The following is a 26,499-nucleotide window of genomic DNA, read 5'->3' as shown; positions in this document are numbered from 1 at the left end:
TTTCATTGAACCGGGCCTGAGCTTAGCCGTTCCCGGACACTCCGCTGTCCCCTTCTTCCGGGAGCACGCCTTTGCGGAATTGCAGGGGAGAAACACCGGTTTGTTTCTTAAAGGCTGTACTGAAATAGTGCTGCGTCTCATAGCCTGACCGCTCTGCCACCTCATTAATGCTCATATCTGTGGAGTGGAGCAGTTGCGCAGCTTTACGGATCCGGATTTGGGTCAGATAAGTTCCGAATGATTCGCCCAGCTCCTGCTTGAACAGACGGCTGAGATACACCGGGGAGGCTTGCAGGATACCGGCCATCGACTCCAGCGTCAGACCGTATTCCGTGTAATGCTCCTGCACATACTGCCTGGCCCGGCGGACCAGCGGCGATAAGGGCTGCTCCTTGGCCAGCGCCACTCTGCATTTGCGGTAGGCTGCAGGCAGGCTGGTGATATCAGCTTCAGCCTGCTGTATGCCCACCTCGACCGCAATTTTGAGATGGCTGCGCACCGCTGCTTCAATGCCGGCCAGGACCGGCTCGCCTCCGGCATCCCAGAGCAGGATTACAATCAGACCTGCAGCATCGCGGAAGATGACCTTCGGGTAAGGCTCCAGCAGCTCGGTGCTGATATTCTCGATGGCAAACAGAAACAGCTGGCGCTCGTTCTCCTTCATCGCGGGCTGGCGGACTTCTCCCCGCCAGCGGATAATGGAGATCAGCTGAGGAGGGGCCTGCGGAAGCTTCAGGAACTGCAGCTGCTCGCAGATTTCCTCCCGGCTGAGATTGCCGTCCAGCCATTCCTGGCAGAAACGTTCGCGCAGCAGCGGAAAGTTCTTCAGGATCTGCCTGGAGGCCTGCTGCAGATGCTCGCTTTGCCGGCGCTCCGCCTCCAGATCATCCCTCACCCCGCGCAGCACCTGCATCAGCGCCCCCGGATCTGCAGGCTTGAGAATATAATCATTCACCTGCAGGCGGATCGACTCCTGGGCATAGGTAAACTCATCATGCCCGGTGATTACAATAATTCTGCATAAGGGCAGCCGCTCTCTAAGCTGCTTCATTAACTCCATCCCATGCATGATCGGCATGTTCAGATCCACAAGTGCGATATGCACGGAGTGGTGCAGCGCAAGTTCAAGCGCCTCTTCCCCATCCTCAGCCTCTGCTGCAACCTGCAGACCGAGCGCCTCCCAGTCTACGCAGCGCCTGATCCCGTCACGGATAATATCTTCGTCATCAGCGATTAGTACCTTCCACTTATCCATAACTCTATGGCTTCCTCCCTTATTTATGATCTTCAGGATAGCTGCTGCGGACTACGGGATGACGGACAGTCACAAGGGTACCGCCACCCGGTTCACTGTCAATACTCAGGCCGTATGGCGCTCCGTAAGTCAGTCTGATCCGTGCCTGCACGTTCAGGATGCCGTAGCCGGTTCCGGCGCTTTCAGATATTGGCTGCTCCGCTTCAATACTTCCCGTACCTATGTCTTCCAGACGTTTCCTCAGCTGTGCAAGCCGCTCCGCCGGAATGCCGGCGCCGTCGTCAGCTACTGTCAAATACAAGTCACCGCCTCGCTCAGCCACAGAGATCCTGATATTCCCGGGACCGCGCCGCTCCTTAATTCCGTGATAGATTGCATTCTCTACAATCGGCTGAAGAAGTAATTTCAGCACATACAGCTCCCCGAACTGCGGCTCCGACTCTATGGTATAAGACAGCTTACTGTTGTAGCGGGTATGCTGGATTTTCAGATAACTGACAATATGCTCCAGCTCATCGGAGAGCGGGATAATATCGCTGCCCTTGCTGAGCCCCAGACGGAATAGCTTGGATAAGGACTGTACGACCTCAGCAATATCCTCGGCGTCTCTGCTGCGGGCCATCCAGTGAATGGTATCCAGTGTGTTGTAGAGAAAATGCGGCTTGATATGCGCCTGCAGACTGCGCAGCTCCGCTTCCCGCTTCTGCCTCGCCTGAAGCTCTGTCAGGGTGAGCAGCCGGCTGATCTGGGCCAACATTGTATTAAAGCTGCGGCCAAGCATCCCGATTTCGTCCGAGCGTTTGCCCCAATAGCGGATAGTGAGGTCACCTGACTGCGCCTTACTCATAAAGGAAGCGAGCTGCCCGATAGGGCGGGAGATTGAATAAGCCAAATAGAACGATGCTGTCATCCCCAGCATGCAGACCACAAATACGAAGGTAACCACATTAAAGGTAATCTCCCGGACACCATACGCCGATTCATCCATTGGAAAAACGCCTACTGTCGTCCAGCCGGTAAAAGACGAGGTACGGTAAATCAGCTGGATATCTCGGCCGCTTATCGTTTCGGAAGTGATCCCTGACGTCTCGCTGAAGAGTCCGGCCGGTATCGACTGCATAAAGGGATGCTGCGGCGCATAGACGAGCTCACCATTGTCATCGACTACAGTTAAATATCCGGTTTTGCCCAGTGTTACATCCCTTGCCGTCTCTGCAATAACCCGCAGTTTTAGATCGACCAGCACAACACCCTGGACCACCTGGGTATCAGGATCCACAATTGCTCTGACGGCTGAGACGACCTCGCTCTCTTTGTAGTCGGCATGAGACATCACTGCGCGGCCGTAAGGATGTCCGATCATTTTAAAGATTCCTTTATTGGCGGCCGCTGCTTGATACCATGCTTCATTCTTCACTTCGGTCCCCGGCCGGGTATACATCTCGTTGCTGATGAACTCACCTGCCTGGTTCACCAGCATGATTCCGGCGATTTCAGAGCTTAGCGTAGTGAAACCCTGCAAAAACTTGCGGATATTATATTCCGCCGACTCCCCGTTTACACCGGTTTTGACCGGCACAGCCCCGTCCTTCATCGTTCCCTTCAAAAAGGCCTGAACCCCCGGATCAAAGGAGATTAAATAAGTGATCTTCTGAAGATTCTCCACATCATTCTCCAGTGCGGTATTCACCTTGCCGATCAGCTGCATCGTATTCTCACTGCTCTGTTCTTCAACTCTGCGGTCTACCGTCCAGCCGATTAATAGTCCAAGTCCAATGGACGGCAGGATGCTGATCAGCAGAAAATGGATAATCAGCTTATACCTGATCGGCATGTTGTTCAGCTTCAGTTTTTCTATCGTTAAGAGCCTACTTGGCATAATAGTTGTCCACATTTGCCCGGGTTACCACATCAATTCCGGTATCTACTTTGTCCGGCACCGGCAGCGGCTTATTATTGTCATAAGAGGAGCCATCCTCCTGCAAATCCCGGTGTAAACGGAATAGCTCTGTCAGCGACCAGTAACCCATATTCCAGGTGCCTTGAGCCATCGTTGCGGCGATTTTGCCTTCTTTGACCAGATCCAGCGTACCTTTATCCGTATCAAAGCTTATAATCTTGAGCAAGGAGCGGCTGCCCTGCATTTTCTCAACGGCTTCTGCCACCCCGATCCCGCCATTAGACTCCGTCGCAAAAATCCCATCCAGCTGCGGATACGCTGTGAGCAGCTGCTCCGCGGCTTCCCTGGAGGCCACCTGATCTCCGCGCCCGTCCTTGATGGCAGCCACCTTCATCTCCGGAAACTCACTGCGGATGGTCATACTGAACCCGTCTGTCCGCTCCTGATGATTATGCTGTTCAGGCGTTGTAATAATCGCTACTTCACCTTTGCCTCCGGTTAGCTCGGCCATTTTTCGCGCGGCCTCTACCCCTGCATTGTAGTTATCAGTACCGAGAAATGAATAGGCCTTGCTGTCCGGCGCACCGGAATCAAATAAGACAACTGGTATCCCGCTGTCTACCGCCTTATTAATCGTCTCCGTCAATAGCTTGGAATTTACTGCCGATATGGCGATGCCGGCCGGCTTCTTGGCAATAATCTGCTCCAGCACCGTCATCTGCTCATTGGCATCATGCTGGGTGGAGCCATGGTATTCGACCGATACATTCAGCTCTTCCGCGGCATCCTCAAAACCCTTGAGGACACTTTTCCAGTAATCGATTCCAATCTGGAAGGTCACCATCACATATTTATCTTCAATATTGCCGCGCAGTCCTGCGGTTTCCCATTCATCTGTGCTGTTTGCCTGCAGCTTATAATTCAGTACATAAATGAGGAAAATTCCGATGAGCAGCACATAGACCAGCCACAGCTTTTTCACAAATGTAACCCCTTTCAAAACCGAGGAAGATAAATGGCTACCGCCATAATACCTTGTTTACCCGGGGAAGGAAATAGAAATTTAAGTGGGATTCATGTCATGATTAACCACTAGGGCTACGACTTGCCAGCAGTAATAGGGCCCACCTGTATGGTGAGCCCTTTAATTTCTAACCCTGATTTAGGATCGACAGTAGCTCCTCACTTCAGAAAAGCAGGCTGTCCGAGTAGTTTTCACCCTCCAGGATGTCATATTCCACCAGCCGGTAGTCATCCAGCAGCTTCTGCTGCTCCTCTGTCAACCCGGTGAGAGTGCCCGAAGCGCCGATTAGCACACTTTTGCTGAGACCGGGAATTTCCGCCTGCACCTTCTCCAGCAGCTTATAGTAAGCCGGCATCGTCTGCCCGGACAGCCGGAACACTGTCGGCCCGAGATAAGCCGGGCTGAGGGTTCCCAGTGGAGAATTGCCGATGTCAAAGTTCGCCAGGATCATCAGCTTCGTCTCATGCTTCAGTCTCGGCTCGGTATCCCAACCCGCCGCTGAATAAATTCCTGCCGACAGCGCCGGCAGGTGATCCCCCCAGAAAACGGCTATCGTCGGCCGCTCAATCGTCTTCAGCTCCTGCTGCAGAAAGACAAGCGACTCGTCCGTCAGCTTGGTGTCCTGGAAGTAGGTCTCAAGCTCATCCTTATACCCCGCCTGAACGCCGTTTACAGCAATCGTATTCGGTCCATTGAGTCCTTTGGTAAAAGGAAAATGGTTCTGCATCGTCACCAGGTGCAGGAACACCGGGGCGGATGAAGCCTTAAGCTCACGCACAGCCTCCTGAACCGCAGCCTTATCTGAAACATAACCGTCCGGGGTCATCCGGGCCGCATGCTCCAGATCCTTTTCACTGGTAAAAGAGTCGAAACCCAGCACCGGATAGACGCGGTTACGATTATAGAAGGTCTCATCAAACGGATGCAGGGCCAGTGCCCGGTAGCCCCGGTCTCTCAGAATGCTGACTATGGAAGGCAGCGTAGACATTTTCACGAGCCGCTGCTGATAGGGAATCGATCCGTCGTTAAGGAAATACATCGACATCCCTGTTAAAGCCTCAAACTCGACATTGGCCGTATTACCGCCGAATTCAGGGGAGAGCAGATAACCGGAAGGTGTGGCGGACTCTTCCTTATGGATGAACTTCAGCGGATCCTCACTGAAGGTGAGCCCGCTTAGCCGGGTTGGATCGAAAAAGGCTTCATCCATCATAAAGATGATATTCGGCTGCTCTACAGCAGTACCCGCAGCGGCAGAATCCGGTAATGCGCTGTATTTGGCAGCTATCTCTTCAATGGCCTTACGGCTGTAACCGTCGGGCTGCTCCAGCAGATTCTGCCGGAGATTTCCGGCAAAGGCAAAGAGGAACCCGTTCTGCGTATAGTTCACCTTCTGGTTCCAGAATATATTCTGGTACTTCAGTGACGAAGCAAGTGTCGTCTGCCCGCCGACCATCGTTATGAATCCGGCAAGCATAACCGCGGAAATCCCGGCAAGAAGCACCCGCAGCGGCAGGCGAAGTTTCGTCTTAGGCAGCTTTATAAGCAGCCATACCAGCAGGGCGACGAGCAGAACTGCTCCAGCAAGCGCCAGCGGCGACACCATGCCCTTGGTGATTTTGCCCATTTCCCCGGCATTTTTGAGCAGCAGCAAATCCCAGGGGAACAGCGGCTCCCCGGTGGTAGTCAGCTTTTTATAATCTGCGATCCCCAAAACGGTACATAGCAGGGAGATAAGCACCGGGCCTAAATAAAGATTAGGTAAGATTGCGGAACAGGCCAGCAGAAGAAAGAAGAAAAACAGACTGCCGGCAGCATAAAGCAGCGGATATTCCCCGATCCATAGGAAGACTTTTAACAGATTCAGCTCCAATGTGGCCGCCTGCATAAACAAATTCAGCAAAAGCCCCGTAAGGAGCAGGCTAAGCAGCAGGATGCCAAGCCGCCATGAACGCAGCGTATGACGCAAGTACAATCACTCCAATCTCTACTAAACGTGTAGTATACGCCACTTTGCTTAAAACAGCATTAAAAAACCACTGGAAAATCTCCATGCACTGCCACTATTCTGCGCAAGGATCTGCTCAGCGTATACCTACCTCTCCAAAAGCTGCAAAAAAAAGGCGGAACGCAGCAAATTTCACTGCATTCCGCCTTACTATAGGTCCCTGCACAGCAGGCTGTCCCAGAGAAACCCTGCTATTTTACATACAGACGGCTGGTTTCTTCCCAGTATTCGCCCGGCTCAAGGCCAAACAAACCGATTTCATCAGCCGGAAGGTCCACCTTCGGCGCATTGACCAGGTTAATCTGCGGCTCAGGGCAGAAGAAGCCTTCTGTCGCCCCATTGTTCCAGATCATCCACTGCTTGTACGAGGTTCCAACATCATAGACCAGTGTTACACCGGCTTTGCTGTCGGTTAGCTCCATGCGGTTACGGCCATTCTGAGCCACAGCGGTATAATGGTTGTCCATTGCCGCGTAAAAAGGATTCACACCTTGATCACGCAAGGCAATCTCGTCCGCTGTCAGCTCCTGGAAGGTACCCGTTGGCAGCATGCGATTGTTGAGGTTCCAGCGTTCGCCGATGGTCAGCTTCACAAGGTAATCCTGAGCGGTGCTTCCCGGCGCGAATGGCGCATTGATTGCCGTATGGAACGCCAGCAGGCAAGGCATCCGTTCTTCCCCGTCATTATGCACCAGCAGCTGCTGGGACAAGCCGCCTTCACCAAGTGTATAGCGCAGCTTGATGGTATATTTAAACGGCAGGTATTGATAGGACGGGTGATTCTCATCCACTTTGATCGCTACAGTGACGAAGCTTTCACTTCTACCGCTACCGAATTCCTCAACTTCCCACGCAGCTGTATGTAAAAAGCCATGCAGATGGTTGCCTGTTGCTGTCTCATTCACCGGGAACCGGTAGGTTTGTCCATTCCAGGGGAACTCGCCGTCTTCATAGCGGTTTGGAGGAAACAGTACTGGTATCCCGTGAATTCCCGGATTAGCCTTGAACCCTTCCATCTCTTCCGCTCCTGGCTCATGCAGGAAACGGTAACCGTTTTCGGTATCGCGGAAACAGATCAGGTTCCCCCCGATCCCCGGCAGGATTGCCGCCTCATAACGTCCGGCCTTCAGCCAGACTGCAGCTTCTCCCTCATAATGTCCTTCATATGCAGTAATTGACATCGTAATTTCCTTCTCCCTTCCATAATCTCAAAATGACTCTCTTAAATAGATTAACACATTTGAGTAAGCGGAAACATGGCATTTTTATAACTGTTCGACTTCTACGCTCATCACATGTTCGATTTTCTTCACATCATAATAAATTTCCGTAGCATAATCCCGGTCCGGTGCTGACAGCACCATATCGATCAGCTGTCTGCCGTCATCCAGATCTTTAATTTTCATCCGCCGGATGGTCCGGCCGGGACTCCGCGTTTTTCGCTTATCGGTCATCTGCCGCCCTTCAATCTTCTGAATCACCTCGGTCAGTACATAGTTCGGCTCCATAATGATTTTCACTGAAATTTCATGTTTGTTCAGCACTTCCGGGCCAACCGCTTTGATTAACAGTGGGACAGCATTGACCGCGAACATCAGGAGCACAACTGCATAACCCGCTTCTACATAAAAACCGGCGCCGACCGCGATTCCAATCCCGGAAGCCGTCCAGATCAGTGCTGCAGAAGTCAGACCCGATATGGCATCCCCGCCTCTGCGCAGGATAACGCCTGCCCCCAGGAAACCGATCCCGCTGACGATCTGCGCCGCCAGACGCATCGGGTCCATATTGGGATGCTCGTTCCCCCCGAATTTGTCGTAAGCATGAATGGAGACAAGTGTAACCAGACAGCTTGCAATACTAATGACCATACTGGTCCGAATCCCCAGCGGTTTCTGCTTCAATTGCCGGTCAATACCGATGAACAGCCCGAACAGCATGGCCACAAGCAGTTTTACAATGGATTCCGTGTGCAGATCAATACTCATAATTCCTCCTAAAAGTTTTGTTAGCATAATCATCTCTGGTTGACTCCGTACAAAACTCGCTCCGGAAGCATCAGCCATATAAAAAAAACAGATAGGATCAGTATACCTGAAAACAGTGCAAAAGCTTTAGTTTATTTATAGCAAGAAGAAACGCATTGCCGGCCTGCCGCAAACTGCATCTCATATCTGCCGCTGAGGGCTATGCAGGACTGCTGAGGACGGAATCCGTTTCTTCAGATAAGGAACTATTCTGTTTATTTTATGCCCGGCTGAACAGAATTAGAATGACCTAGCCATGCAGGAGCGATTCTGCGCCGTCGCAATAGATTTCCGTACCCGTAATGTGATCTGAATCTTCTGAAGCCAGGAACAGTGCCAGTCTGGCCACCTGATCAGGCCGTCCGGGTCCATCCTCCAGCGGCTGTCCGCCATCCGGAAAGTTCACTTCAATCTGCACTTCTTTCAGATCGTCGGATGGATAGGTGTTGTCATCAATATTGGTAGTGATCGCACCCGGGCAGATGGCATTGACCCTGATTTTGTATTGAGCCAGCTCCAGTGCCGCCATTTTCATAAAAGCAACCTGGCCTGCCTTAGTCGTGCTGTATGCCGAAAATCCGATATTTGAGAATACGCGGTTGCCGTTGATCGAGCTGTTGATCAGAATGCTGCCGCCTTTCTCCTTCATATATGGGATCGCATATTTGACTGTCGCAAACGTTCCACGGAGATTAATATGAATCGTCTGGTCCCAGGCTTCGATATCCATCGTCTCAATCGGTGTCATCGCCCCGTTAATGCCGGCATTGGCAAAGACGATATCCAGCCGCCTCCACTTCTCGGCAGCCTGTTTCACCGCTTCTTCCACCTGCTGCGGGTGCTCGATATCACAGGCAATCACAACGGCTTCCCCGCCTTCCTGTTCGATCTGCCGTTTTACTTTTTCGGCATGTTCCGGAGTACGGTCTAGCATTACGACCTTAGCACCGTTTCTTGCGAATTCCAGCACCGATGCCCGTCCGATACCCGAACCCCCGCCTGTTACAATCGCTACCTTGCCTGCAAGCTTTTGAACTGTCATATCTCTGCTTCCTCCTCACAGTAGTAGAACCAGCAAAATTTTGCTGACCTATGAAGTTCTTTCCTTAACCTTTACCTCACATACACGAAAGTGAACCGGATGGTCAGTCTTTTGACAAACCGGATTTGTGTATCTTCATCCATATCATCACAAAAAAGCATTGAGTCCTGTGAAGGAACCCAATGCTTTTTGGAAGCGGATAATCTTCTGAATTATTTAATAACTACGTATTCCAGGTTAACCAGCTTAGCATAAGTAACGATTTGATCTGTCGTCAGATTCAAGGAAACCACAGTGTGGTGACCGCCGCCGTTTTCAATCCATGCTTTAACCCCGTCCTGGAAGTTTGGCTTTACGTTCCACAGTACACGGGCTACAGGAAGATTTGGAGCAGGAACTGTCGGTTCAAAGGCAGTAACCTCATTGATCAGCAGTTTGTAATGCGTGCCGAAGTCAGCCATGGAAACAACCACGCCATCTCCTGCCTTACCGTCAAACACCAGACGGGCCGGATCTTCACGGTCGCCGATACCGAGCGGGGATACGAGAACCTTAGGTTTATTGCTGGCCAGTGTCGGGTCAACCTCAAGCATGTGGGATTGCAGAATCGATTCTTGGCCTGCGGCCAATTCATAAGTATAATCTTCCATGAAACCGGTGTTCTGGTTATGGCTCATTACTTTCAACAGACGATCGAGTGCTGCAGTCTTCCAGTCTCCTTCTCCGGCGAAACCGTATCCTTGTGCCATCAGACGCTGAACGGCCAGACCTGGAAGCTGTTTCATTCCGTAGAGATCTTCAAAGTTCGTTGTGAAGGCTGTATAGCCGCCGTTATCCAGGAAGCGTTTGAGGGCAATTTCATAACTCGCCTGAACTTTTACGCTGGCTTCCCAGGCTTCCTTGCTGTATGATCCATATTCGAAATCATAAAGTTCAGCATACTCAGCAAACAGAGCATCAATTTCTTCTTCCTTTACAGCATTTACGTACTGAACAAGATCGCCGATGCCGAAGTAGTCAACGGTCCAGCCAAATTGAATCTGCGCTTCTACCTTATCGCCTTCCGTTACGCCAACGTTGCGCATGTTATCGCCAAAACGTGCAACTTTGATCGTGAAGCTTTCGTTGTAAGCAACCGCTACATCCATCCATTCTGCGATTTGCTTCTGAACTTCTGCGCGTCCCCAGTACCCTACTACCACTTTATTCTGTTTTTTCAGACGGGCATTGATAAATCCATATTCACGGTCACCATGAGCAGCCTGATTGAGGTTCATGAAGTCCATATCGATGGTAGCCCAAGGAATACTTTCATTGTATTGCGTGGCCAGATGAAGCAGCGGCTTCTGCAGTAATTTAGTCCCGCGGATCCACATTTTTGCAGGGGAGAAAGTATGCATCCAGGTAATAACCCCGGCAACCTCGTCACGATAGTTAACTTCCTTCATGAGGGTAGTAATTTTGTCTGCACTAACTGCCAGATCCTGCAATACCAGCGGGTATGGCAGAACGCCGCTTTCATTCAGGGCATCCGTCATTACTTGTGCATTAGCTTTAACTTCTGCGAGTGCTTCTTCCCCGTACAGATGTTGTGAACCTACGACAAACCAGAATACTTTTGTTCCTGCAGTTGACATTATTCATCCTCTTTTCATGAGTTGTTTTATAGATTGAACTTGTGATTATTCTATTATGAGATTGGCCGTGACCACGGAGAATGTTTGGACTTCCGGCCGCTGCCCGCCTGCAGATTTCTTGATTTATACCGTTTTCACGGTTGAAATCCGCAGACTGCTTATGCTTACGATGCTAGCTTTCCTTCGGAAAGCTTTCAGGCGGACGCTATCGCTCCTCCAGTTCCAAAATTCCCCTCCGCCACTTATCTCTAGTTGTATTTTTCCAAGTTCAATCTAGATGTTTGTATTACTTCTGCCCGTAGTAGGCGTCTTTCCCGTGTTTGCGCAAATAGTGCTTATCCAGAATACGCTGCGGCAATTCCTCAGCGAAGCTGTTCAATTGTCTTGCGAACAGATTCATTTTCGAAACCTCTTCGAGCACAACACTGTTCATGACTGCGGATTTTGCATCCTTGCCCCAGGTGAAAGGAGCATGGCCTTTAAGCAGAACACCGGGTACTGCTAAAATATCCAGCCCGCGCTGCTCAAACGTCTCAATGATGACACGGCCTGTTTCCGCTTCATAACCACGGTCAATCTCCTCTTGGGTTAAGAACCGGGCACAAGGCACAGAACCATAGAAGGTATCTGCATGAGTAGTCCCCATAACAGGTACATCCAGGCCTGCTTGAGCCCAAATAGTCGCCCAGGTCGAATGAGTATGCACAATACCGCCGATCTCCTCGTAATGCTTATACAATACGGCATGTGTCGGTGTATCTGATGAAGGTCTCATCTCCCCTTCAACGACATTGCCGTCAAAATCAACAACCACCATGTCACTAGGCTTCATTACATCGTAATTTACGCCGCTGGGTTTGATAACAAATAAACGGCTTTCACGGTCAACGGCGCTCACGTTCCCCCAGGTGTATTTTACGAGTCCATGTTTAGGCAAATCCAGATTCGCCTGAAATACTTCTTCCTTCAGTTGCTCTAACACACTAACCCCTCCAATTCTCCACTAGATTATCTACAGCAGCCTGCTCAATGGCCAGACCCTGAGTGTAGCGTTCCATAAATGTCTCAAAGCCCTTAACATCTGAACCGTCAGGGTAAATTTCCTGGCCCTCAGCATCTTTAAATACTTTTTGGTCGAGGAAGTCTTCCAGGCTTTCCTGCTGTTCCTTGTTACTCATGTAAGAAGCCAGAATGGCCATCCCCCATGCTCCGCCTTCACCGGCTGTCGACATTACGGATACAGGTACATTCAGCGCAGCTGCAACAATTTTTTGCCCGACTATCGGAGTTTTAAATAAACCGCCGTGTGCCAGAATGCTGTCAATGGCTACATTTTCGCGTTTGGTCAGAATGTCCATTCCGATTTTTAAAGCGCCAAAAGCTGTAAACAGATGAGTGCGCATGAAGTTAGCCAGATTGAAACGGCTCTCAGGGGAACGGACAAACAGCGGCCGGCCCTTTTCGATACCTGTGATATTCTCTCCAGAGAAATAACCATAGCTCAGCAAGCCGCCGCCGTCCGGATCTGCCTCTAAAGCCTTATTGAACATCACACCGTACAAATGATTGACATCCGCCTTCTGTCCCATGGCTTCATAGAATTCACGGAACAAGCCCAGCCAGGCGTTGATATCACTAGAGCAGTTGTTGGCATGAACCATTCCGACCGGATTACCATTCGGCGTAGTTACCATATCGATCTCCGGATATACCGCGGAAAGCTCCTGTTCCAGTACGAGCATGGCAAAAACTGAAGTTCCTACAGAGACATTACCCGTCCGTTTTCTCACACTGTTCGTGGCCACCATCCCTGTTCCCGCATCACCTTCTGGAGGACAAAGCGGAATACCCGGCTGCAGGTTTTCGGATTTATCTAGGATCTTGGCACCTGCTGCGGTGAGTACACCTGCCTGTTGACCTGAAAGATTAACCTCAGGGAGAATATCCTTCAGCTTCCAGGGGTAGCCTTTGGCTGCAACGAGTTCATCAAACTGGTTAACCATCGTTTCATTAAAATCATGTGTCGCTTCATCAATCGGCAGCATACCGGAAGCATCACCGATACCAATGGCCTTATTGCCGGTCAGCAGCCAGTGAATATAGCCGGCCAGCGTTGTAATGAAGTCAATACGAGATACATGCTCTTCTTCGTTCAATATCGCTTGATACAGGTGGGCAATACTCCACCGCTCAGGAATGTTAAATTTAAATAGTTCAGTTAACTCTTTTGCTGCAGCACCCGTAGTCGCATTACGCCAGGTCCGGAACGGAACAAGCAGCTCACCCTTGCTGTCAAAAGCCATATAGCCGTGCATCATTGCAGAGAATCCAATCGAACCCACTGTCCGGATCGTGATTCCATATTTCCGTTCAACCTCTTGCTTCATTCCACTGTATGCCTCTTGCAGACCTGAGATAATACTCTCTAAGTTGTACGTCCAATATCCGTCTGCCAGGAGGTTCTCCCACTCATAACTACCAGATGCGATTGTCTCAAAACGATGATCAATCAGCACTGCCTTGATACGTGTGGATCCAAATTCGATACCCAGTGAGGTTTCTCCCTTGAGTATCGCTTGTTTAATGTCTTGATCCATGCACACGTTACTCCTCTCTGAACAACAGTTTTATTCGCTATAATTGAAAGAATGCGCTTTCCCTTATTTACTGCTCAAGTATATTTTTTGTTCGTACATTTGTCAACACACTTTAATAGTTATACATACAAATACCCTGATCAAGCGACAATTTTCTAATAATTATCTTCAAAAACATATACAAGTAAGACGATGGATTATAATTTTTTCATAACTGTGCTAGAATATGTACATACAACTATTACGGAACGTCGAAGTAGTATTAGAACAACCAGGAAAGAAGGAGTCGTGTGAAACCGAAGTATCAGGTCATACTTGAGGATATAAAAAGCAATATTCTATCAGGAACATACAGCGTAGGGAACCAGATCCCGACGGAATCCGCACTGCAGGAGATGTACCAAGTCAGCCGGCAGACGGTACGAAAAGCGATTTTGGAGCTGGCAAACGAAGGTTTCCTGCGAAGCGAGAAAGGCTCAGGCACTTATGTGAGCAACCAGTTCCGCTCCAAAACCGGCGGGAATTCCAATAAGAAAACAATCGGGGTCATCACAACCTACATCTCTGATTACATCTTCCCCTCCATTATCCGCGGGATTGAGTCCAGATTGAACGAAGATGATTATTCCTTGCTGCTGGCCAGTACAAATAATGATGTCGCCCAGGAAAAGAAAGCTTTGGAGATGATGCTGTCCTTTGGGGTGGACGGTCTGATCATAGAACCTACGAAAAGTAACCTGTACAATCCCAACATTGCCTACTACCTGACATTCAAAGAACAGGATGTCCCGTTCATCATGATTAATGCTTATTATGAGGAATTGGAGGTTCCTTTCTTTTGCCTCGATGACGTTCAATCCAGCTACCTGGCTACTAAGGAATTGATCTCTAACGGGCACACACAGATTGGCATCATTGCCAAAATGGATGATTTGCAGGGAAAATACCGGATGAAAGGCTACATCAAAGCCCTCGGAGAAGCCAAGCTACGGTTCCACCCGGAACAGGTGCTTTCCTTCTATACAGAGACGAAGCAGGAACTGTCCGCCAACTTAAAAACCTTTCTCACTGAAAATAGAGGCGGGATAACTGCAATTGTGTGTTATAACGATGAGGTTGGCTTGGAGGCCGTACAGGTGTGCAGACAACTTGATATTTCGGTTCCCGGAGAGTTGTCCATTATTGGCCAGGATAATTCTTATATTGCCAAAAATGCGAACATCACACTGACGACCTTGACCCACCCTCAGGAACAAATGGGGCGGGATGCCGCCGACTGGGTTATAAAGAAGCTGCAGGGAAAAAAGGATCTGCGCGATCAAACCTACTATCAGCCTGTGCTGGTTGAAGGCGAGACGGTAAGGAAAAGATAAGCTGCACAGGCACACACCTCGGCCAGAATATAAGAAGATCGCCCTGCACCCGGTCAAACAGACCGGATGCAGGGCGATTATCATTTAGGAAACTTTTAATACCTATTAGAATTTTTCCGCCGCGATCACATAATAATGAGACTCCGCAGAGATCTCAAATCCTGCTCTCTGATACAGATTCAATGCCCGCCTATTGTGAGTGATGACTCCAAGACGCACCCGAACATCCTTCTGATCCAGCAAGAGTTTAACTGCCGCACTAAGGATTTCACCACCCAGCCCTTTGCCCTGGTATGCAGGAAGCACACAAAAATCATGAATGACAGCAAGACCTGCTGCCAGGTAATTGATTCTGATCATTCCGACCAGAATCATGCTCTCCATTGCAATGTAAGTGATCCGTTCCGGTCCTTTAGTACGTGTTAAATAACTTCTGGACCATGATTCTGAATCGCCAAACGCCAGGGTGGAGCAGCTAACCATGAACTCAAAATCGGCAGCCTGCTCAAGCCGCAGATCTATGGAGTGACCGAGTAGCAAAGAGTCTTCCACTTGTCCGCGATTTAGCATCATGGTAAATTCAGAAGTTGCAAAATCAGCGCCCAGATACCGAATACACTCCATACCAGGCTCAGAATTGGCCGGAATCCTGAAGCGGTAAGTTTCGATGCCCTGTGTCTGCATGTCTGAGGCGGCATGTTCCAGTAATCCGCGAAATATACCCTGGCGGCGGTAGTCCGGGTGGACCATACCATTAATATTCGCTTCCTTCCCATCCGAGGTATACCAGCTGAGGAATCCGATGATCTGGTTACCGGTATGGCACAGAAAGGCTTCATCACCGTCAATTTCTTTAAGACTTTCTAAGCCCACTCTTAAACTCGAACAATCATATGTCTTGCATAATTGTTCCAGTCTGTGGATTGGATCAATTTGAGCTTTGGAAAAGTCCTTCATTTTAGTCATTGGATAATTATGCATTTACAACCCTCATCAGGAAGGAAATACGCAGTTTATGGACGAGCAGGCGCTATCCTTCTTATATCTGTCCGCATTGTTATAGTTGCCAATGGAACCCCCTCCTTGATACTGGAATTATCCTATTCTAACAGCTTTAAATGCTGATTACATCCTCTGCACAACACAAAAAAGACTTGAAACACAGTATATTGGTTAACTGTGTTCAAGTCTTTACAGCTGTATTCAGCGGAAAGTGCTGCTGTTACAGATATAATTAGCCGAGCATCATCCGGTCATCCGCCAGCTTGTGTCCGCTGATCGCTTCAAACTCGCCAAGCAGACGTTCTACAGTCAGATCCTTCTTTCGCTCTTCATCAATATCCAGAATAACCGATCCTTTATCCATCATGATCAGACGGTTACCCAGCCGGATTGCTTGTTCCATGTTATGGGTAACCATCAGCGTCGTGAGCTTCATCTCGCGGACGATGGATTCGGTCAGCTTGGTAATCAGTTCCGCACGGGCAGGATCGAGCGCTGCCGTATGCTCATCCAGCAGCAAAATTTGCGGCTGGGTAAAGGTCGCCATCAGCAGGCTGAGCGCCTGCCGCTCCCCGCCGGACAGAAGTCCCACTTTGGCGCGCAGCCGGTTCTCCAGCCCGATACCCAGGCGGCTCAGCTGTTCGCGGAACATAGATCGTCTGGCGGCATTAACGCCAAAGGATAGCCCGCGCTTCTGGCCTCTCTTGTAAGCCATCGCCAAGTTCTCTTCAATGGTCATATGCGGCGTTGTTCCGGCCATCGGGTCCTGGAAGACCCGCCCGATCCAGCGGGCCCGCTGGAACTCCGGCAAGTGGCTGATAGAGCTTCCATCGATCCGGGCTTCGCCCAGATCCGGCCGCATCACGCCGGAAATCACATTCATCAGCGTAGACTTGCCTGCTCCGTTGCTTCCGATAATCGTCACGAAATCTCCGGCACGAAGCTCCAGATCAATGCCGAACAGCGCGATTTTCTCATCGGGTGTGCCGGGATTGAACAGCTTGGAGACATTATCAAGCTTTAGCATCAGCTGCTCCCCCTTTCTTGTTGCGCAACGCCAGATCTTCAAGCTCGGCCGTACGCCTGCGTGCTGTATTCTTCGTTTTCAGATAACGCTGAAGGGAAGGGAACAGCAGTGCAATAATGACAATAATGGCTGTAATCAGTTTCAGATCGGAGGCCTCTAGCCAAGGAACTCTCAGAGCCAGTGCGACAACAATCCGGTACACGATAGAGCCGAGAACTGCAGCCAATGTGGCCCGGAATACGCTACGTGCTCCAAAGATAGCTTCCCCGATAATTACCGAGGCCAGACCGATAACAATCATTCCTATACCCATAGATGAATCGGCAAAAGTGGAATACTGGGCGATTAGTGCGCCCGAGAGCGCCACCATCCCGTTCGACAGGCTGATGCCGAGAATAGTCGTAGTATCGGTGTTCACGCCAAAGCTGCGGATCATCCGCGCATTGTCTCCTGTTGCCCGCAGAGCGAGTCCCAGGTCCGTCCGCAGAAACAGATCCATTAGAACCTTAACCAGGATCACAACAAACGGCATTACAAGCAGCGGGTTAATCGAGCTGAATAATGTTGTTTCCCCCATCAGCGAAACATTCGGTTTGCCTAATATCCGCAGGTTGATCGAATAAAGCGCAATCATCATCAGTATCCCTGACAGCAGTCCGTTAATCTTACCTTTGGTATGCAGCAGGCCTGTACACATGCCGGCCAGCATACCTCCTGCCAGCGCACAAAGAGTAGCCAGCCATGGTGAATAACCGTTTGTAATCATCACAGCGGCAATTGCACCGCCGGTTGTAAAGCTTCCATCCACGGTTAAATCCGGGAAATCGAGAATCCGGAACGTAATATAAACCCCTAAAGCCATAAAAGCATACAAGAGGCCCATTTCCACGGCTCCAAGCATTGAATTATACATAGGTGACTTCCTCCCTCAAGCGGCAAGGGGCGTCCCGCCGGGAATCGCCCCATAATGATGTCTGACAATTATTGAATGATATTGCTTGCCTGATCGGCGACTTCAGCTTTCATGGCATCTGTGACTTCTATACCCTGGGCAGCTGCTGCCTTCAGGTTAAGAATCAAGTCCAGCTTCTCTTGCATCGTCACTTTCATATCTCCAGGGCTGGTACCGTTCTTAAGCACTTCAACAGCCATTTCACCAACCTGGTAGCCATGATCATAATACTTAAAGCCGACTGTAGCAAAAGCGCCTTTCTCTACGGTGTCGCGGTCAGCCGAGAAGAAAGGAATCTTGTTGTCATTTGCCGTCTGGATGATTGCATCCACACCGCTCACGACGGAGTTATCAAGGGTGATATAGAAGGCATCCACACGGCCGACGAGGGACTCTGCAGCCTGCTTCACTTCGGAAGTATTCGTGATCGCCGCCTTCACCAGCTCGATGCCGTGTTTGTCCAGCTCTTTCTTGGCAATATCAGCCATGACGACTGCATTGGGCTCGCCTTCATTAATCACTAGCCCCAGCTTCTTCACGTTAGGGAACTGCGTTGCTATGAAGTTCATCAGCGTGGTGATAGCTTCCGGATTCGTATCAGATGCTCCGGATACATTGCCGCCCGGATGCTCCAGGTCAGTAACAATCTTGGCATCCAGCGGATCAGTAACAGCTGCAAACAAAATTGGGGTGTCTTTCACATTCTGTACAATTGATTGGGCTGACGGTGTAGCAATCGCCAGGACAAGATCATTCTTATCTCCGGCAATCTTCTGCGCGATGGACAGGTTGTTAGCCTGATCGGCCTGAGCATTCTCAAGATCCACCTTAAGGTTCTCGCCTTCTACGATTCCGGCGTCCTTGAGTGCGGCCAGGAACCCTTCACGTGTGGCATCCAGCGAAGGATGCTCAACATATTGGGAGATTGCAATTTTATAGGATTTGGCGTCGTTAGCTCCGGCATTAGCAGGGGCATTGGTAGTTGTTGCCGGTGAATTCCCAGCGTTAGCAGCATTTTCTGTGTTCGCTGCATTGTTGTTTCCGCAGCCTGCTGCTACGAGCATCAAGCACAGGCTTAAGCCTGCCCAAATATTCTTTTTCTTCATCAAATAACCCCTTTTCATTTACGGTATCAGCGCGTGCATCAAAGTGAGCGACTCAGCATTATCGCTTTTAAAGATAAAAGCATTAAAGCGAAAGTTCACACGAATCTCCCATTTAATACAGCAAATCTATTAACTAATATTATATGGACGTTGTTTATCCGTCAATCATTTATGAATGATCCAGATATTACATTCCGTGCAGATTCCTGCGGCCCGCATCCTCATTGCAGCTTTTTCTTGTAAAATCAGGAAGTTTACCCAAGATGTTTACGCCATCCGATCTTATGAAACAACACCCGGCTGTGCAAACTTAAGCTACAGTATGAAGATGGAGCGTGACATATGACAATTTCTGCACAGAAAAAATCAGTTGCCACCGCAGCAATACTATTGGCGTTTTCCCTCACCGGCAGCGCTTGCGGATATTACAAAACCGATACAAAGCCTAAAGTGAACGCCGTTAATCCGGCTGGAAATTTTGTAGGCAGCTATTACGAGAAATCATCCATTACCGACAAGCAAGGCAAGTTCTGGATTCCGCTGAAGCCGGCGGCTGCTTCTATTGGCTACAGGATGAAGGATGACACCTCCAGCGGTGGATATGCCAAGATCGGCTACACTGACGTGATGTATATGTTAAAGCCGGATTCAGTCCAGGTCTTTTCGTTAGGCGAGAAAATCACTTTGCCGGATGCGCCGGTTCGCCGCGACGGTCAAATCTACATCACGCCTACAGCGCTGTCCAAGCTGCTCCAGACTGAAGTGGGCTGGAATCCGAGCAGTGGAGAGATCAATATTGCTCCCCCGAAGGACAAAGATACCGGTGTTAGTACAGGGAGGAACGGAATTACCGACGGTTCTAAACCGCTGCGCATCCAGAGTGCCTCGAATGTTGACACCGGAGAACTGGTGGATTACGCCAAAAAGTTCTTAGGTGTACCTTATGATTTTGGTGCCGGCTCTTACGAGGAAACCAAGAAATTTGACTGCTCTTCTTTTACCCGGCATGTATTTAAAAAATTCGGTGTCACTCTGCCGCGGCTGGCTAGAGATCAGGACAATATCGGCCGCCGGGTGAGCCGCGATGATCTGCAGACCGGCGACCTGATTTTCTTCACGGTGCCCGGACGCTTTGAGAGTGATGCTGTACCAGGCCATGTCGGCATTTATATCGGCGGCGGGAAATTCATTCATACCTGGGGTGAACCCGGCGTACAGATCAGCGAGCTCGACACCGGCTATTGGCATAATGTCATCCTGCATATGCAGCGTGTGCTTTAAAATTCCGACCGCTTTGCTGAGGGTAAAAGAGCCTGGAGTCCGTAACTGGACTACCAGGCTCTTTGCATGTTAATCCCAGGTCTTTCCTTTGCCGCTCATCCGGAGAAACAGCTTTACGATTTCCACAATAACTACAATAGCTATGGCAGCACCGCAGACAATTCCCCATTGCAGGCCGCTCAGATGCTCCACGCCAAACCATTCGTTCAGACCCGGTATGATAATTACCAGTACCAGCAGCAGGCCTGAGATCAGGGATGCTCCCAGCATAAAGCGGTTGGTAAACCATCCGATCTGGAATAGTGATTTGGTATTGGATCTGACGTTGAAGGCATGGGTGATCTGGAGCAGTCCCAGAGTAGCAAATGCCATCGTAACCGCAACGTCCTCATCATAATGCGTATGCGCCCAGTAATAGACCAGCAGTGTCAGCGCTGCTTCAATAATTCCCTGATACACAATACCGGCACCCACTCCGCCGGCAAATATGCTGCTGCTTGACTTGCGGGGCTTCCGTTTCATTACATCTTCCCCGGCCTTCTCCAGGCCCAGTGCCAATGCAGGCAGGGTGTCCGTCACCAGATTGATCCAGAGAATATGAATCGGCTCAAGAATGCGCCAGCCAATCATCGTTGCGATGAACAAGGTCAGCACTTCTCCGAGATTGGCGGACAGCAGGAACTGAATAGCTTTACGGATATTGCTGTACACCTTCCGCCCTTCTTCAACAGCAACTACAATCGTTGTAAAATTATCATCAGCAAGCACCATATCAGAGACACCTTTAGCCACATCCGTTCCGGTGATACCCATGCCTACACCGATATCCGCAGATTTCAGCGCAGGTGCATCATTCACTCCGTCTCCGGTCATAGCGACAATCTTACCCTTCTGCCTCCAGGCTTTGACGATCCGTACTTTATGTTCAGGGGAGACACGCGCATACACAGAGTAATCGGTCACCTTCTCGGCAAAATCAGCTTCACTGATCTTGTCCAGTTCCCGGCCGGTCAGCACACTGCGGTCATCGTCAATGATGCCCAGACGTTTGGCTATGGCCGCAGCTGTATCCCTGTGGTCGCCGGTAATCATGACCGGACGGATGCCCGCCTTGCGGCAGACGGCTACCGCATCTCGGACTTCATCCCGCGGAGGGTCAATCATCCCGCACAGCCCGATGAATACAAGCTCCGTCTCTGCGCTCTCCGGCGTCATCTCATCAGGAAGTTCTCCGTAATCACGGTAAGCAAAAGCCAAAACACGCAGCGCTTCGTCAGCCAGCTGCTTATTGCGGGCTGTAATTTGCCGGGAGTGCTCATCCGTCAGCGGAACGACATGGCCGGCTTCGTAGATATGGCTGCACTTGGACAGCAGCACATCGGGTGCGCCCTTGGTATAGGCGCGGAATTCCCCACCCTGCTCCTGTGCATGGACCGTAGTCATTAGCTTGCGGTCGGAATCAAAAGGCAGCTCTCTTTTCCGGGGATTCCGCTTTTCCAGCTCGCGCTTATCCACCCCAATGCTCAGTGCATAATCAACCAGTGCAGTCTCTGTCGGGTCGCCGATGATTGCTTTGCCGCTTTTCGTTTTCCCGGCTTTGACTTCCTTACTCTCATCGATACTGGAATCATTGCACAGCGTCATCGCCTGCAGCAGCAGTTCTCCTCCGGATTCGCTTTTGACTGCGTCTGTGGCCTCTATAGATTGGCCGTTTACGAACAGCTTCTCCACAGTCATTTGGTTGAGCGTCAGCGTACCCGTCTTGTCGGAGCAAATGATTTCGGTACTGCCCAGTGTCTCCACCGCTGGAAGCTTGCGGATAATAGCCTTGCGCTTGGCCATCCGCTGGACACCAAGGGCCAGAATTATCGTCACAATCGCCGGCAGGCCTTCCGGAATCGCCGCTACAGCCAGTGAAATGGAAGTGAGCAGCATATCCAGCATTTCTCTGCCCTCTAGAATTCCGACGGCAAAAATCACAACGCAAACTCCCAAAATTATATACGTAAAATATTTCCCTAGCTCATCCAGTTTCTTTTGCAGCGGGGTTACATCCTGTTCAGCCTGGGCTATAAAACCCGCGATTCTGCCGACCTCAGTCAACATTCCCGTTGCCGTAACCACTCCTACTCCTCTGCCGTAAGTCACACTGCTGCTCATATAGGCCATATTGGTGCGATCCCCGAGTGCAAGATCCGTGCCTTCCAGTGCCCCGGCATGTTTATCTGACGGCAGGGATTCTCCGGTCAGTGCCGCTTCCTCGGTCTGGAGAGATGCAGATTCGAGTACCCTAAGGTCGGCTGGCACGACGTTCCCGGCTTCCAGCAGTACAATATCGCCTGGTACGAGCTCCTCGCTTTTGATCTCCATAACCTGTCCGTCCCGGCGGATTCTCGCCATCGGTGAAGACATACTTTTCAGAGCTTCCAGCGCCTGTTCCGCTTTATTCTCCTGGATAACCCCAAGCACAGCATTCAGGATCACAACCAGCAAAATAATGACCGTATCCGTCCATTCTCCCAAAATCCCCGACAGTATCGCAGCGGCCAGCAGAATAAAAATCATTACATTTTTGAATTGCTCCATAAATTTTGCCAGCAGAGACTTCTTCTTTGTTTCCTGAAGCATATTTTTTCCGTAATGCTCGAGCCTCTGTGCTGCCTCTGGGGTTGTTAATCCGTTCTTCGCTGATTCCAGACGCCTGAGTACCTCACCATGATCCAGCGTATGATAGGGTATGTTATCTGCAGTTTCTTTCGTTGCCGGCTTTGAATTCAATACCTCAGCTCCTTCCAAGATTTCATGGATCTACGCTAACCCTTATATGGAGTTTTACCCAATAGGTTCTGCGGGATGCAGAGAAACTGTGTATATATTCAAAATCATCTGTCTTATGCACCTGCAGTGAAACGCAAAAAGGCCGTTTCCGCAATATTCATTGCGGGAACGGCCTTTAATTGTGCCGGATACCAGGCATCCTCCGCACTCAGCGGAACATCCCCCATAAACGTATAAGATGAAAAGTATTGCTGGGATCTATCTTCTGCGCAATTACAAATTTAACGATCTGTTCCTCCTGGGCCCCTGTCAGTTTCTCGCTCAGCACTGCCGAGGCATTGCGTACAAGCCTGCGTACCACCGCTGTATCCTGCAGCTCCTGCTTGGAGATCCCGTTAATCATGTTCTTAATCCGTTCCTTAACCGCCGGATTCTTCATCTTCAGCTTGATCCGCTCCACCAGCTGTGGACTGATTCCGTATTGCTGATAACCCAAATGCAGCACCTCCCGTCATATCCAATCATTCACAGTATATGAGGGCAGGCGGCCGCATGTGCCTATTTAATCAATTATATCGCCTTGGAATATTTGCTCGCTCTGTAAATAGCTGCGCAGCGGCGCATAATCGGGTGAAGTCCAGAATGACGCCTCTTTCAGCAGCCCGGCGGCATCATCTCGTGCCTGCTCCAGCACTTCGAAATCAGCTGTCATGTCCGCCAGCCGGAATTCCGGAAGGCCGCTCTGCTTCGTGCCGAAGAAATCCCCAGGACCCCGCAGCTCTAAATCGCGCCGCGACACTTCGAACCCGTCATCCGTGTCGGTCATGGCTGTCATCCGCTCCCGGCCAATTTCCGATTTCGGATCGGCCACAAGTACACAGTAGGAAGCATGCTGGCCGCGGCCGACCCGGCCGCGCAGCTGGTGCAGCTGCGACAGGCCAAATCGGTCAGCGTCTATGATGATCATCAGTGTGGCGTTAGGAACATCAACTCCGACCTCTACCACTGTAGTGGAGACGAGCAGCTGAATCTCATTACTATAGAAGGCCCGCATGACCTCATCTTTTTCCGCTGGGGTCATCCGTCCGTGCAGCAATCCTACCTTGTAGCCGGGGAAAGCTTGAGACATCTGCACATGCAGATCGATCGCGTTCTGCACATCCAGCTTCTCCGACTCCTCGATGAGCGGACAAATCAGATACGCCTGTCTGCCCTGGTCTACCTCCCGGTTCACCAGCTTCAGCACCCGTTCCATCAGGTCATGCTTGACCCAATAGGTAGTAATAGGCACTCGCCCTTTCGGGCGCTCAGACAATGTAGACACGTCCATATCACCGAATACTGTTATCGCAAGCGTACGCGGTATCGGCGTCGCCGTCATCGTGAGCACATCAGGATTGTAGCCCTTGCGCCGCAAGATGCTGCGCTGGTTCACCCCGAAACGATGCTGCTCATCCGTGACCACCAGACCGAGTGCGCGAAAGAATACATCCTCCTGAATCAATGCGTGGGTTCCCACCACAACATCCAGCAGCCCCATCTGCAGCGAAGCAAGCAGCTCCTTGCGCTTGCGGCCGTTGACGCTTCCCGTCAGAAGGCCGACTGTGATGCCAAAAGGCTCGAACATCTTGGTCAGCGAGCGCATGTGCTGTTCGGCGAGAATTTCAGTCGGCACCATCAGCGCCCCCTGAAAACCCGATCTTACGGTAGCGTACAGCGCAATGGCCGCGAGGACCGTTTTACCGGAGCCCACATCCCCTTGAAGCAGACGGTTCATGCAGTAGCCGGAACGCATATCCTGCAGAATCTCCAGCTCCACATGCTTCTGGGCATCCGTCAGCTCAAACGGAAGGCTGCGCACAAACTGGCGGACTGTAGAATTATCGACCGTGTGCACCACACCATCCATTCTGCCCTGATTCAGCACGCGGAATGCCTGCACCTTGAGCTGGAACAGAAAGAGCTCCTCGTACACCATCCGGCGCCGTCCCTGCTGGCCTTCTCGGGTATCTTCGGGCTGATGAATCGTAGCAATTGCCCGTTTACGCGGCATGAAATCATATTTCCGAAGGATTACCTGCGGCAGGATCTCCGGAATCAGCTCTCCAAACTGCTGCATGGCCTGATTGATGACCTTACGCAGCCAAGTCTGTGTGATTTTCCCTCCGACCGAATAGACAGGCTGCAATGTACCTGTCTTACCCTCTCCGCGGTCCGGAAACTCATAATTCGTTACATTAATCTGGCTCCGCTTCTGATCCCATTTACCCGTAATCACAATCTCACGGCCAACGGTCAGCTGTTCGCGGACATAGGTCTGATTGAACCAGATCGCCGTGAACATCCACGGTTCGGCGACCATTTTGCAGCTTATCCGTGATTTGCCGCCAAAACGCTGCAGCACTGGTATGCCGATCACCTTAGCCACCAGTGTAGCCTTGTCGCCGTGCTTGACCTCACTCAGTGTCTTAGGCCGGAAATCCTCATAACGGAACGGATAATACTCCAGCAAATCCTTCACTGTAAAGACGCCAAAGGCGTGAAGCTCACTTTGCTTTTGAGCGCTCACGCCAGTTATTTGTTTGACTTCAATTTGATCTAATGATAGCAGTGTATTCATCCCCTATTTACGCGGGCCAAATGAATACGGCTAGAGTACCGTTGCCCACATGGCTGCCTACAACGGGACCGACATTGGTCAGCACCTTCTCTTCCAGGGTAAAGTGCCCGGCCAATTCCTGCAGGAATTCTTCGCCGTAAGCCGGTTCAGCCGTATGACCCACGGCCACGTTGATTTTGTCCACACCCGGCAGATCCCCCTTGAACAGCTCGATCATTCGGGCTACTGCCTTTTTACGGCCTCTGACCTTCTCTACCGCATAGATGATACCTTCGGCATCAATGGAAAGTATCGGCTTAATATTGAGTAGCGTGCCCAGAATTGCAGACGCTTTGCCGATTCTGCCGCCTTTCTGCAGATATTCCAGTGTATCGACCAAAAAATACAACTTGCGGGACTGGCGCAGTTGTTCTACGGATTCCAGAATTTCTGCCGGCGCCTTGCCTTCCGCTGCCATTCGCGCAGCTGCTACTACCATAAATCCGAACCCGTAGGATGCGGACAGTGAATCAACAACAGTGATAACTTCTCCCTGTTCCTCAAGCATCGATTTGGCGAGCACGGCGGACTGGTATGTACCGCTGAGCCCGGATGAAATATGAAAAGAAAGTACACGGCAATCAGGGTTACGCTCCAAAATGCTGCTGTACACCTTCATATATTCAACCGGTGATGGCTGAGAAGTTGTCGGTAACTGCGGTGAGCGGGGAAGACGCTCATAGAACTGTTCCGGTGTCATATCGATATTATCCCGGAAAGCTTCTTCACCGAACATAAGCGTAAGCGGTACGACTTCAATGCCGTACTTCTCCGCCAGTGCCGGCGGGATATCTGATGTGCTGTCAGTGACAATGACCGTACGATTCATGG

The 26,499-nt window shown here is 50.6% G+C and carries 20 protein-coding genes; 2 read left to right on the top strand and 18 right to left on the bottom strand.

Going from position 1 to position 26,499, the window contains the following annotated elements:
* Positions 1 to 22: 22 nt before the first annotated feature.
* The 10 genes from JRJ22_RS11200 to JRJ22_RS11155 form a co-directional block, all read right to left on the bottom strand.
* Complete coding sequence (locus tag JRJ22_RS11200; RefSeq protein WP_206104518.1) at positions 23 to 1,255, bottom strand: response regulator; 1,233 nt, start codon at positions 1,253 to 1,255, stop codon at positions 23 to 25.
* Between the two features lie 19 nt (positions 1,256 to 1,274).
* A complete protein-coding gene (locus JRJ22_RS11195; protein WP_206104517.1) occupies positions 1,275 to 3,134 on the bottom strand; it encodes a cache domain-containing sensor histidine kinase in 1,860 nt (619 codons plus the stop codon).
* A complete protein-coding gene (locus JRJ22_RS11190; protein ID WP_206104516.1) occupies positions 3,124 to 4,137 on the bottom strand; it encodes a substrate-binding domain-containing protein in 1,014 nt (337 codons plus the stop codon). The genes JRJ22_RS11195 and JRJ22_RS11190 overlap by 11 nt, the downstream gene beginning before the upstream one ends.
* Before the next feature lie 205 nt (positions 4,138 to 4,342).
* Entirely contained in the window at positions 4,343 to 6,148 is a 1,806-nt protein-coding gene (locus JRJ22_RS11185) for an LTA synthase family protein (protein WP_206104515.1), read from the bottom strand.
* A gap of 230 nt (positions 6,149 to 6,378) precedes the next feature.
* Positions 6,379 to 7,368: an aldose 1-epimerase gene (locus JRJ22_RS11180; RefSeq protein WP_206104514.1), complete on the bottom strand. Its 990-nt coding sequence runs from the start codon at positions 7,366 to 7,368 to the stop codon at positions 6,379 to 6,381.
* 84 nt (positions 7,369 to 7,452) lie between these two features.
* Positions 7,453 to 8,175, bottom strand: a complete 723-nt coding sequence (locus tag JRJ22_RS11175; RefSeq protein WP_206104513.1) for an MgtC/SapB family protein — start codon at positions 8,173 to 8,175, stop codon at positions 7,453 to 7,455.
* A 289-nt stretch (positions 8,176 to 8,464) separates the two neighbouring features.
* Positions 8,465 to 9,256, bottom strand: coding sequence for an SDR family oxidoreductase (locus JRJ22_RS11170; protein WP_206104512.1), 792 nt, complete (start codon positions 9,254 to 9,256; stop codon positions 8,465 to 8,467).
* A gap of 212 nt (positions 9,257 to 9,468) precedes the next feature.
* Entirely contained in the window at positions 9,469 to 10,893 is a 1,425-nt protein-coding gene (araA, locus tag JRJ22_RS11165; RefSeq protein ID WP_054940259.1) for an L-arabinose isomerase, read from the bottom strand.
* A gap of 286 nt (positions 10,894 to 11,179) precedes the next feature.
* Positions 11,180 to 11,875: an L-ribulose-5-phosphate 4-epimerase gene (locus JRJ22_RS11160; RefSeq protein ID WP_054940258.1), complete on the bottom strand. Its 696-nt coding sequence runs from the start codon at positions 11,873 to 11,875 to the stop codon at positions 11,180 to 11,182.
* Between the two features lies 1 nt (position 11,876).
* A complete protein-coding gene (locus tag JRJ22_RS11155) occupies positions 11,877 to 13,490 on the bottom strand; it encodes a xylulokinase (protein ID WP_206104511.1) in 1,614 nt (537 codons plus the stop codon).
* Positions 13,491 to 13,780: 290 nt separating this feature from the next.
* Between JRJ22_RS11155 and JRJ22_RS11150 the strand changes: the two genes are divergently transcribed.
* A complete protein-coding gene (locus JRJ22_RS11150; protein WP_206104510.1) occupies positions 13,781 to 14,863 on the top strand; it encodes a GntR family transcriptional regulator in 1,083 nt (360 codons plus the stop codon).
* Between the two features lie 105 nt (positions 14,864 to 14,968).
* Here the strand turns inward: JRJ22_RS11150 and JRJ22_RS11145 are convergent, their stop codons facing one another.
* The 4 genes from JRJ22_RS11145 to JRJ22_RS11130 all read right to left on the bottom strand — a co-directional run bounded on the left by JRJ22_RS11145 (position 14,969) and on the right by JRJ22_RS11130 (position 18,950).
* Positions 14,969 to 15,829, bottom strand: a complete 861-nt coding sequence (locus JRJ22_RS11145) for a GNAT family N-acetyltransferase (RefSeq protein ID WP_206104509.1) — start codon at positions 15,827 to 15,829, stop codon at positions 14,969 to 14,971.
* 268 nt (positions 15,830 to 16,097) lie between these two features.
* A complete protein-coding gene (locus JRJ22_RS11140) occupies positions 16,098 to 16,892 on the bottom strand; it encodes an ABC transporter ATP-binding protein (RefSeq protein ID WP_206104508.1) in 795 nt (264 codons plus the stop codon).
* Entirely contained in the window at positions 16,879 to 17,805 is a 927-nt protein-coding gene (locus JRJ22_RS11135) for an ABC transporter permease (RefSeq protein ID WP_206104507.1), read from the bottom strand. Before JRJ22_RS11135 ends, JRJ22_RS11140 begins: the two co-directional genes overlap by 14 nt.
* Positions 17,806 to 17,873: 68 nt before the next feature.
* The gene (locus JRJ22_RS11130) at positions 17,874 to 18,950 is read right to left on the bottom strand and encodes an ABC transporter substrate-binding protein (protein ID WP_206104506.1); all 1,077 of its coding nucleotides are present in this window, start codon (positions 18,948 to 18,950) and stop codon (positions 17,874 to 17,876) included.
* 342 nt (positions 18,951 to 19,292) lie between these two features.
* Here JRJ22_RS11130 and JRJ22_RS11125 point away from each other — a divergent pair, with 342 nt between their 5' ends.
* Positions 19,293 to 20,231 (top strand): C40 family peptidase, encoded by a 939-nt coding sequence (locus tag JRJ22_RS11125; RefSeq protein ID WP_206104505.1) that lies wholly within the window; start codon positions 19,293 to 19,295, stop codon positions 20,229 to 20,231.
* A gap of 69 nt (positions 20,232 to 20,300) precedes the next feature.
* On the opposite strand, the gene JRJ22_RS11120 is transcribed toward JRJ22_RS11125, so the two are convergent.
* From JRJ22_RS11120 to JRJ22_RS11105, 4 genes are all read right to left on the bottom strand, one after another.
* On the bottom strand, positions 20,301 to 22,970 hold the full coding sequence (locus JRJ22_RS11120) for a calcium-translocating P-type ATPase, SERCA-type (protein WP_206105089.1): 2,670 nt from the start codon (positions 22,968 to 22,970) through the stop codon (positions 20,301 to 20,303).
* A gap of 247 nt (positions 22,971 to 23,217) precedes the next feature.
* Complete coding sequence (locus JRJ22_RS11115; protein ID WP_206104504.1) at positions 23,218 to 23,505, bottom strand: stage VI sporulation protein F; 288 nt, start codon at positions 23,503 to 23,505, stop codon at positions 23,218 to 23,220.
* Positions 23,506 to 23,571: 66 nt separating this feature from the next.
* Complete coding sequence (gene recG, locus JRJ22_RS11110; protein WP_206104503.1) at positions 23,572 to 25,629, bottom strand: ATP-dependent DNA helicase RecG; 2,058 nt, start codon at positions 25,627 to 25,629, stop codon at positions 23,572 to 23,574.
* A gap of 7 nt (positions 25,630 to 25,636) precedes the next feature.
* Positions 25,637 to 26,497, bottom strand: coding sequence for a DegV family protein (locus tag JRJ22_RS11105; protein WP_206104502.1), 861 nt, complete (start codon positions 26,495 to 26,497; stop codon positions 25,637 to 25,639).
* Positions 26,498 to 26,499 lie beyond the last annotated feature (2 nt).

The sequence above is a fragment of the Paenibacillus tianjinensis genome, from assembly GCF_017086365.1.
In the GTDB taxonomy this organism is placed as follows: Bacteria; Bacillota; Bacilli; order Paenibacillales; family Paenibacillaceae; genus Paenibacillus_AQ; species Paenibacillus_AQ tianjinensis.
The sequence above is the reverse complement of the archived record's forward strand: the minus strand, read 5'-3'. Positions and strand labels throughout refer to the sequence as shown.

Bases quoted from the DNA above. Each gene is read 5' to 3' on its own strand.
- JRJ22_RS11200 (WP_206104518.1), bottom strand. From the start codon at position 1,255: ATGGATAAGTGGAAGGTACTAATCGCTGATGACGAAGATATTATCCGT.
- JRJ22_RS11195 (WP_206104517.1), bottom strand. From the start codon at position 3,134: ATGCCAAGTAGGCTCTTAACGATAGAAAAACTGAAGCTGAACAACATG.
- JRJ22_RS11180 (WP_206104514.1), bottom strand. From the start codon at position 7,368: ATGTCAATTACTGCATATGAAGGACATTATGAGGGAGAAGCTGCAGTC.
- JRJ22_RS11175 (WP_206104513.1), bottom strand. From the start codon at position 8,175: ATGAGTATTGATCTGCACACGGAATCCATTGTAAAACTGCTTGTGGCC.
- JRJ22_RS11170 (WP_206104512.1), bottom strand. From the start codon at position 9,256: ATGACAGTTCAAAAGCTTGCAGGCAAGGTAGCGATTGTAACAGGCGGG.
- araA (WP_054940259.1), bottom strand. From the start codon at position 10,893: ATGTCAACTGCAGGAACAAAAGTATTCTGGTTTGTCGTAGGTTCACAA.
- JRJ22_RS11155 (WP_206104511.1), bottom strand. From the start codon at position 13,490: ATGGATCAAGACATTAAACAAGCGATACTCAAGGGAGAAACCTCACTG.
- JRJ22_RS11145 (WP_206104509.1), bottom strand. From the start codon at position 15,829: ATGACTAAAATGAAGGACTTTTCCAAAGCTCAAATTGATCCAATCCAC.
- JRJ22_RS11140 (WP_206104508.1), bottom strand. From the start codon at position 16,892: ATGCTAAAGCTTGATAATGTCTCCAAGCTGTTCAATCCCGGCACACCC.
- JRJ22_RS11135 (WP_206104507.1), bottom strand. From the start codon at position 17,805: ATGTATAATTCAATGCTTGGAGCCGTGGAAATGGGCCTCTTGTATGCT.
- JRJ22_RS11130 (WP_206104506.1), bottom strand. From the start codon at position 18,950: ATGAAGAAAAAGAATATTTGGGCAGGCTTAAGCCTGTGCTTGATGCTC.
- JRJ22_RS11125 (WP_206104505.1), top strand. From the start codon at position 19,293: ATGACAATTTCTGCACAGAAAAAATCAGTTGCCACCGCAGCAATACTA.
- recG (WP_206104503.1), bottom strand. From the start codon at position 25,629: ATGAATACACTGCTATCATTAGATCAAATTGAAGTCAAACAAATAACT.
- JRJ22_RS11105 (WP_206104502.1), bottom strand. From the start codon at position 26,497: ATGAATCGTACGGTCATTGTCACTGACAGCACATCAGATATCCCGCCG.